This is a genomic window from Mesorhizobium sp. M2A.F.Ca.ET.039.01.1.1, assembly GCF_003998035.1.
Lineage (GTDB): Bacteria > Pseudomonadota > Alphaproteobacteria > Rhizobiales > Rhizobiaceae > Mesorhizobium.
On sequence record NZ_RZRY01000296.1, the window covers coordinates 1 to 7,479 of the forward strand.

Consider the following 7,479-nt stretch of genomic DNA (forward strand, 5'->3'; position numbering starts at 1 on the left):
CGGCCGCACCGAAGGGTTTACGTTGGCCACGATTAGCACCGGCGCGCCCGGCGAGATCGTCGAAGCCATCATCACCGGCCATGACGGCGCCCGACTGATTGCGGCCCCGCTTGCCGCGCAAGCCGCCTGAGACTGCGAGACGCATGGCTGGTTTTTTCAAGAAGATATTTTCGTTCGGCAAGAAGGAGGTCGTCGAGGAGCGCGTCGACGAGGCCGCGCCCCTGCCGCCGATCAAATGGGATCAGCTGGACGCGCTGAAGCCGGAGGCCGATCAGGCCGCCCCGGAGATTCTGGCGCGCGAGCAGGAGCCAGCACCCCACCCTCCCCTCGATGGGGAGGGTCGCCACGAAGTGGCGGGGCGGGGTGACAGCGCCGACGCTGGCGCCAGTCACCCCCACCCCCGAGCCGCGCTCGGGACCTCCCCCATCGAGGGGGAGGTAGGGCCTGCACCGGCCTCGCAGCCGACCCCCGAGCCGCGGTCCGCTCCCGCCGCCGGCAAGGTGACGGTCTCAAAGAAGGTCGAGCAGAAAGCCGAGCCGGCAAAGACTTCGGAGCCGGCGCCAAGGCGCTCCTGGTTCCAGCGCATGCGCGAAGGGCTCGCCCGCTCGTCCCGCGAGCTCACCGGCAACATTGCCGGCGTCTTCACCAAGCGAAAGCTGGACGAGGACACGCTGCAGGACCTGGAGGACGTGCTGATCCGCGCCGATCTCGGCGTGGAGACGGCGCTGCGCGTCACCGACTCGCTCGCCTCCAGCCGCTACGGCCGCGACGTCTCCGACTCTGAAGTCCGCGCCGTGATGGCCGCGGAGGTGGAGAAGGTGCTGATGCCGGTGGCAAAACCGCTCGAGCTCGATCTCAGCCATAAGCCGCATGTAATCCTGGTCGTCGGCGTCAACGGCACCGGGAAGACCACCACCATCGGCAAATTGGCCGCCAAGCTCACCGATGGCGGCCTCAAGGTGATGCTGGCCGCCGGCGATACCTTCCGCGCCGCCGCGATCGAGCAGCTGAAGATCTGGGGCGAGCGCACGAAATCGCCGGTCATCGCCACCAAGCTCGGCGCCGACGCGGCGGGCCTCGCCTATGACGCCTTCGAGAAGGCCAAGGAGGCCGGCTCCGACGTTTTGATCATCGACACGGCCGGCCGGCTGCAGAACAAGACCGAGCTGATGGCGGAGTTGGAGAAGATCGTGCGCGTGCTCGGAAAACTCGATCCGGAAGCGCCGCACACGGTGCTGCAGACGGTCGATGCCACCACCGGCCAGAATGCGCTGAACCAGGTCGAGATCTTCCGCAACGTCGCCGGCGTCAACGGGCTGGTGATGACCAAGCTGGACGGCACGGCCCGCGGCGGTATTCTGGTGGCGATCGCCGCCAAGCACCGGCTGCCGGTCTATTTCATTGGCGTCGGCGAGCAGGTCGATGACCTCGAACCGTTTTCGGCCAGCGAATTTGCCAGAGCGATCGCCGGCGTCGCCTGAACAAAGGCGTGATCTTGGAAAGCCGCCCGCTTTTCGGCCAGATCATGCGCAAGAAGGGTTTTTATGAACATCCTCGAACGCGACCCGTCCGATCCACGCCGCAAGCCGATGAACCCCGGCCTGAAATTCCTGCTCGAGCTTGGGCCGGGCCTGGTGTTCTTCTTCACCACCATCCGTGGCGAGTGGCTGGCCGAGAAATTCCCGGTGCTTGCCCATCTCGGCGAGCCGATCCTGATCGCCACGGCCTTCTTCATGGTCGCGACCGCGCTTTCGCTCGGCGTCTCCTGGCTGCTCACGCGCAGCCTGCCGCTGATGCCGCTGGTCTCGGCGATCGTCGTCTTCGTCTTCGGCGCGCTGGCGCTTTACCTGCAGGACAAGACCTTCGCTTTCATGAAGCCGACGATCATCAACTCGCTGTTCGGCGTAACCCTGCTCGGCGGGCTGCTGTTCGGCCGCTCGCTGCTCGGCTACGTCTTCGATTCCGCCTTTCAGCTCGATGCCGAGGGCTGGCGCAAGCTGACCTTCCGCTGGGGCCTTTTCTTCCTGTTCCTGGCCGTGCTCAACGAGGTGATGTGGCGTAACTTCTCCGAGGCGACCTGGCTATATTTCAAGGTCTGGGGCACGATCCCGATCACCTTGCTGTTCACCTTCAGCCAGATGCCGCTGATCATGCGCCACTCGCTCGAGGAAAAAGCCAAGGAAGAGAAGGCCGGGAACTAAAGCAATTCCAGGAAAAGTGTGACGCGGTTTTCCGTCCGGAATTGCGCCGGAATAAGGGGGGACGGCATGGAATTTCTCACCACGCATGACGAGCTGAGGACGATCTACAAGACGCCCCGGCCGACCGACGGCTCGATCCGCAAGGAACTGAAGAGCCTCGACGGCCATTGCCGCTCCTTCATCGGCAAGAGCCCCTTCGTGCTGATCGGTTCCTCCGACGGCGCCAGCAATGCCGACGTCACACCGAAGGGCGACAAGCCCGGCTTCGCCGCCATCCTCGACAACAACACCATCGCCATCCCCGACCGCCCCGGCAACAACCGGCTGGACACGCTGGAAAACATCATCCGCAACCCGTCGGTTGGACTGCTTTTCCTGATCCCCGGCATGAACGAGACGCTGCGCGTCAATGGCGACGCCCGCATCACCGTCGATCCCACCTTGCGCGAACGCCTGGCGGTCGACGGCAAGGAGCCCCAGAGCGTCATCGTGGTGACGGTCAAGGCCGCCTATATGCACTGCGCAAAGGCCTTCATGCGCTCCGATCTTTGGAAGCCGGAGACCTGGTACGACCGCGCGACGCTGCCGACGCTCGGCCAGATCATCCGCGACCAGCTGGCGCTGTCAGAAAGCGCCGGCGAGATCGACCGCGAGCTGGACGACGATTACCGGCAGACCATGTGGTAGCCTCGCCTGACGACTCACTCTTCGTCCGGGCCTCCCTTGATCGAGATCATCGCCCTATCGGGCAGCCTGCGCGCCGCGTCGACCAATTCGGCCCTGCTTGCCGCCCTGGCCGCCAATGCCCCTGACGACTGTAGCGTCCAGGTCTATGACGGGCTCGGCCGGCTGCCGATCTTCAACCCCGACGATGAGGGCGAGCGCACGCCGCCCGAAGCGGCGCGCCTGATCGAGATGGTCACCCCTGCCGATGGCGTCATCGTCTCCTGCCCGGAATACGCGCATGGCGTCCCCGGCGGCATGAAGAACGCGCTCGACTGGCTGGTGTCGCGCGACGCCGCCGTCGGCAAGCCGGCGATGCTGGTGCATGCCTCGACCCGCTCGCTCTACGCCCGGGCGGCGCTCGCCGAGATCATGCGGACGATGTCGTTTGCGCTGTATGAGGAGGCGGCGCTGGAGATCGCGCTGCTGGGCAAGAAGCCGGGGGAGATGGAGGCGATCCTGACAGAGGGTTCGAACCGCCAGGCGATGCGTGAGGCGGTGCAGGGTTTCGCAAGATTTATTCGCGAACGATGAGCGGTCTTCCCCTTCTCCCCTTGTGGGAAAAGGTGGATCGGCGCGCAGCGCCGAGACGGATGAGGGGGTGTTCCAGCGAAGTGAGGCATTGGCGACCTCGTCGCTGGACAAACGGCGTCGCCAAGCTGGAACACCCCTCATCCGACCTCGCTTCGCGAGGCCACCTTCTCCCGCAAGGGGAGAAGGAAGAAGCTACCCCTTCCGCAGCGTCTCGACATCGGTCTTGCCGACATACCAGTCGCGGGCGTTGACCTCCTCGAACACAACCCAGACATCGTTGTTGCCAAGCCCGGTGGCCTCCATGATGGCCGAAGTCACCTTCTTGGCGATGTCAGCCTTCTTGCCGGCCGGATCGGCGGCGATCACTTCCTTGACGATGCGGATGTTGACGAATGGCATGATGTCCTCCCCTTGGGTTCTGCCGGTTGACGTCGGGCGGCGGTTTGGCAATTCGCTCCGGCAAAGCGGATGGCGGTGGTTGCGGGAACCGCAGCGCGGCGGGCGCTGCGGGGATGCGCAGAAAGGCCAGCAAAGGCCAAAGAAGCGCCTTGAACAGCTTCAAAAAGTCTTCGCCCCGTTCACCATCAGCCGCACCATATAGAGCGAGGTGGTGCCGGCTATGTAGAGGCAGTTCAGCTTGTTGCCGCCGAACACGCAGTTGGCGGTCACTTCCGGCACCTTGACCTTGCCGATCAGCGTGCCGTCCGGGTCGTAGCAATGGATGCCGTCGGCAGCACTTGTCCAGATGCGCCCGTCGGAATCGAGCCGAAACCCGTCGAACAGGCCGGCGGTGCAGTCGGCGAAGACCTTGCCGCCCGAAACCTTCTTGCCGTGCTTGCCGACAGTGAAGACACGTATATGCGCCGGGTTCTTCTCGCCATGCGTGCGGCCGGTGTCGGCGACATAGAGCAGGCTTTCGTCCAGCGAGAAGGCGAGCCCGTTCGGCCGCACCATGTCGGTGATGACGGCCTCGACATCGCCGGTCTCCGGGTCGACCCGGTAGACATTGCAGGCGCCGATCTCGCTTTCGGCCTTGTCGCCCTCATAGTCGGTGTCGATGCCATAGCTCGGATCGGTGAACCAGATCGAGCCGTCGGAGCGCACCACGACGTCGTTGGGCGAGTTCAGCCGCTTGCCTTTCCACTTGTCGGCGATGGTGGTGGTCGAGCCGTCGAATTCGGTGCGGCTGACGCGGCGGCCGGAATGCTCGCACGTCACCAGCCGGCCCTGCCGGTCGACAGTATTGCCGTTGGAATTGCCGGACGGCTGGCGGAACACGCTGACGCTGCCATCGGTCTCGTCATAGCGCAGCATGCGGTTGTTCGGGATGTCGGACCAGACGACATAGCGGCCGGCGGCGAACCAGGCCGGCCCTTCCGCCCACCGGCATCCGGTGAACAGCTTTTCCACCTGCGCGCTGCCGTTGAACAGGCGCGCGAAGCGCGGATCGAGAATTTCGTAATAGTCAGCGGCCGCCATGCGTTTCCTCCCGGCATCAGGTGACGGACGGATCAAGCCAGCCCGCGGCCATTCTGGCAAGACGGCAGGCCTGTAATTTGTATGACAAAACGGATGAGAACTGCGTGAAGCGTAGCGCCAAAGGCCGCCATGCCGGATGCAGGAGCCCCTTACCCGCGGTTAACCGGCTATGCGCTGGTTGCAATAGTGCATTGCAACATCTTTCTTTTGCAACGCACCATTCCTATGTCATGCTCGCAATTGTCAGGGAGGAACAACCGGCCGCACCAGCGCGGCATGAAAGGAACCCTGTCATGTTCGACAATCTTGTCTACCGCGCTCGCGCCAGCATCGCCAAGCGCCGCCAGTACAACCGCCTCGTCGCCGAAATCGAAAACCTGTCCGGCCGCGATCTCGCCGATCTGCGCGCCGACCGTTCCGAGATGCTCTACCAGATCCGCAAGCAGATCTACGGCTGAGCGACAGGCCCTCACCCGGACCGCCAACCGAATTGCGAAGGGCAATTCGGGGCAATCCGACCTTTCCCCGAGGGGGAGAGGAACAGGTAAGCGCCGGCGCCGACCTCTTCCCCCCTCGGGGAGAAGGTGGCCGCGAAGCGGCCGGATGAGGTGGCGTCAACCCGGCGCCGCCAAGGCCTTCTCGATCTGTGGCAACAGCAGCGTCCTCACGGAGTCGGGTGTCAGCGGCCCGACATGCTTGTAGGCGATCTTGCCGTCCTTGCCGATGACGAAGGTTTCCGGCACGCCGTAGACACCCCAGTCGATCGCCGCGCGTCCGGCCGGGTCGACGCCGATCGCCTGATAGGGATTGCCGAGATCGCCGAGGAAGCGGCGGGCGTTTTCCGGCTGGTCCTTGTAGTTCAGCGCCGTAAGCGTGAAGCGCTTGTCCTGCGACAGGCCGAGCAGCACCGGATGCTCTTCGCGGCACGGCGCGCACCAGGACGCGAACACATTGACGAGCGTCACCCTGCCGGCAAAACTTTTGGAATCGAGCCCCGGCAGGTTCACCCCTTCCAGCGGCGGGAGACTGGTCTGCGGCGCCGGCAGGCCGATCAGCGCCGAGGGGATTTCGGCGACATCGCGGCCCGACAGAAGCTGCGACAGGAACAGCCCCGCCAGTCCCAGGAACACCAGCAGCGGCAAAAGCACGAACAAGCGGCGGCGCGGCGCAGGCGCTTCGGTCCCGGTGCTCATGGCTTGACGGCCTTGTCCGAACGCCGACGCACACCGGCCGCTTCGAGCGCCGCGAGTTCGCGCTTGCGCGCCCGCTGATCGAGCAGGATCCAGCCGATCAGCACGGTCAGCACGACGCCCGTGATGGCGTAGGCGGCGGTGACGAACAGGGCGTGCGTGCTCACGTCGACCGCTCCCCATTCTCCGCCATGCCAATCGTTCCGATCATGTCTTTCCTCTGAGCGTTTCACCGTTTGATAGAGACAGTGATCCGCTCCATTTCCTTGTTCTGACGCAATTCCGGACGGAAAAACCGCTCGCGCTTTTCGCGGATTGGTCTAGCCCCGCCGCGGCTTTCCCGCAATCGTCTCGGCGCCGCAGCGAAATGAACGTCCTTGTCGCCTCAATCCGTCCCGTGTCGCAGCGCCAACGCCGCCGCCAGCGGCCCGACCACGGCAAGAAACAGCGTCAGCGCGGCAAGAATGAGGAAGGGCTGCAGGAACGGGGCCGGATCGGCGACGGCGCCATAGCTTGCCGAAACGCCGAAGATCAGCACCGGGATGGTGAGCGGCAGCACCAGCACCGAAATCAGCAGCCCGCCGCGCGGCAGCGCCACGGCTACCGCCGCACCCGCGGCGCCGATGAAGGTGATGGCAGGCGTGCCGATAAGCAGCGTCAGCGCCGTGGCCCCGATGCCCAGCGGCTCCATGTTCATGAACAGGCCGAGCAAGGGAGCGGCGACCACCAGCGGCAGCACGCTGCCCGCCCAGTGCGCCAGGCATTTCGTCAGCACCGTCAGCGCCAGCATGTGCCGGTCGCCGTTGAGGACAAGAAGATCGAGCGAGCCGTCCTCGCGGTCGGCCTGGAAGAGGCGATCGAGCCCGAGCAGGCAGGCGAGCAGCGCCGCGATCCACAGGATCGCCGGGCCGATGCGCGACAACAGGTTGAGGTCGGGTCCGACGCCGAAGGGGATGGTGACGATGACGGCGAGGAAGAAGATGACGCCGACCAGCGCCCCGCCGCCGGCGCGGATGGAAAGGCGGATGTCGCGGAGGAAGAGGGCTAGCATGATTTGACATGCCTGCGCCCAGGCTCCCCTCTCTGGCCTGCCGGCCATCTCCCCCTCAAGGGGGGAGATTGGATGCCAACCCGGCCTTCGCCAATCTCCAGCGCGGCAAGGCCATCGGGGCGCCTGAACTGCTGACCTCCCCCCTTGAGGGGGAGATGCCCGGCAGGGCAGAGAGGGGGGCCTGGCGCAAACATCAACGGGCTACCTTCATTTGCAGCTCGCGCGCCCCTTCCAACCCCAGCGGCAGATGCGTCGCCGCCACCACAATCCCACCGTCGCGCAGATGGCCCCGCATCAGCCC

The 7,479-nt window shown here is 65.1% G+C and carries 10 protein-coding genes and 1 pseudogene; 5 read left to right on the plus strand and 6 right to left on the minus strand.

What is annotated here, in order from left to right:
• Positions 1–143: 143 nt before the first annotated feature.
• From ftsY to EOA24_RS21260, 4 genes are all read left to right on the plus strand, one after another.
• Positions 144–1,481 (plus strand): signal recognition particle-docking protein FtsY, encoded by a 1,338-nt coding sequence (ftsY, locus tag EOA24_RS21245; protein ID WP_127410040.1) that lies wholly within the window; start codon positions 144–146, stop codon positions 1,479–1,481.
• Between the two features lie 63 nt (positions 1,482–1,544).
• The gene (locus EOA24_RS21250) at positions 1,545–2,201 is read left to right on the plus strand and encodes a septation protein A (protein WP_126080443.1); all 657 of its coding nucleotides are present in this window, start codon (positions 1,545–1,547) and stop codon (positions 2,199–2,201) included.
• A 66-nt stretch (positions 2,202–2,267) separates the two neighbouring features.
• Positions 2,268–2,888: a pyridoxamine 5'-phosphate oxidase family protein gene (locus EOA24_RS21255; RefSeq protein WP_127256901.1), complete on the plus strand. Its 621-nt coding sequence runs from the start codon at positions 2,268–2,270 to the stop codon at positions 2,886–2,888.
• Between the two features lie 36 nt (positions 2,889–2,924).
• Positions 2,925–3,458 carry an NADPH-dependent FMN reductase gene (locus tag EOA24_RS21260; RefSeq protein WP_127256899.1) on the plus strand — a complete coding sequence of 178 codons (534 nt, stop codon included), beginning with the start codon at positions 2,925–2,927 and terminating at the stop codon, positions 3,456–3,458.
• 192 nt (positions 3,459–3,650) lie between these two features.
• Here EOA24_RS21260 and EOA24_RS21265 read toward each other — a convergent pair whose 3' ends face one another.
• Both EOA24_RS21265 and EOA24_RS21270 read right to left on the minus strand, forming a co-directional pair.
• Entirely contained in the window at positions 3,651–3,857 is a 207-nt protein-coding gene (locus EOA24_RS21265) for a 4-oxalocrotonate tautomerase family protein (protein WP_042645446.1), read from the minus strand.
• Between the two features lie 159 nt (positions 3,858–4,016).
• Entirely contained in the window at positions 4,017–4,937 is a 921-nt protein-coding gene (locus tag EOA24_RS21270; protein WP_126080440.1) for an SMP-30/gluconolactonase/LRE family protein, read from the minus strand.
• Between the two features lie 293 nt (positions 4,938–5,230).
• On the opposite strand from EOA24_RS21270, the gene EOA24_RS21275 reads away from it, so the two are divergent.
• A complete protein-coding gene (locus tag EOA24_RS21275) occupies positions 5,231–5,395 on the plus strand; it encodes a hypothetical protein (protein ID WP_245467316.1) in 165 nt (54 codons plus the stop codon).
• 156 nt (positions 5,396–5,551) lie between these two features.
• Here the strand turns inward: EOA24_RS21275 and EOA24_RS21280 are convergent, their stop codons facing one another.
• The 4 genes and pseudogenes from EOA24_RS21280 to EOA24_RS43170 form a co-directional block, all read right to left on the minus strand.
• Positions 5,552–6,130 (minus strand): DsbE family thiol:disulfide interchange protein, encoded by a 579-nt coding sequence (locus tag EOA24_RS21280; protein ID WP_126080439.1) that lies wholly within the window; start codon positions 6,128–6,130, stop codon positions 5,552–5,554.
• A complete protein-coding gene (ccmD, locus tag EOA24_RS21285) occupies positions 6,127–6,294 on the minus strand; it encodes a heme exporter protein CcmD (RefSeq protein WP_126080438.1) in 168 nt (55 codons plus the stop codon). Before ccmD ends, EOA24_RS21280 begins: the two co-directional genes overlap by 4 nt.
• Positions 6,295–6,512: 218 nt before the next feature.
• Entirely contained in the window at positions 6,513–7,178 is a 666-nt protein-coding gene (ccmB, locus tag EOA24_RS21290) for a heme exporter protein CcmB (RefSeq protein ID WP_126080437.1), read from the minus strand.
• Positions 7,179–7,371: 193 nt separating this feature from the next.
• Positions 7,372–7,479 (minus strand): annotated as a pseudogene (locus tag EOA24_RS43170) (heme ABC transporter ATP-binding protein CcmA); the annotation flags it as partial.

Bases quoted from the DNA above. Each gene is read 5' to 3' on its own strand.
- ftsY (WP_127410040.1), top strand. From the start codon at position 144: ATGGCTGGTTTTTTCAAGAAGATATTTTCGTTCGGCAAGAAGGAGGTC.
- EOA24_RS21250 (WP_126080443.1), top strand. From the start codon at position 1,545: ATGAACATCCTCGAACGCGACCCGTCCGATCCACGCCGCAAGCCGATG.
- EOA24_RS21255 (WP_127256901.1), top strand. From the start codon at position 2,268: ATGGAATTTCTCACCACGCATGACGAGCTGAGGACGATCTACAAGACG.
- EOA24_RS21265 (WP_042645446.1), bottom strand. From the start codon at position 3,857: ATGCCATTCGTCAACATCCGCATCGTCAAGGAAGTGATCGCCGCCGAT.
- EOA24_RS21270 (WP_126080440.1), bottom strand. From the start codon at position 4,937: ATGGCGGCCGCTGACTATTACGAAATTCTCGATCCGCGCTTCGCGCGC.
- EOA24_RS21275 (WP_245467316.1), top strand. From the start codon at position 5,231: ATGTTCGACAATCTTGTCTACCGCGCTCGCGCCAGCATCGCCAAGCGC.
- EOA24_RS21280 (WP_126080439.1), bottom strand. From the start codon at position 6,130: ATGAGCACCGGGACCGAAGCGCCTGCGCCGCGCCGCCGCTTGTTCGTG.
- ccmB (WP_126080437.1), bottom strand. From the start codon at position 7,178: ATGCTAGCCCTCTTCCTCCGCGACATCCGCCTTTCCATCCGCGCCGGC.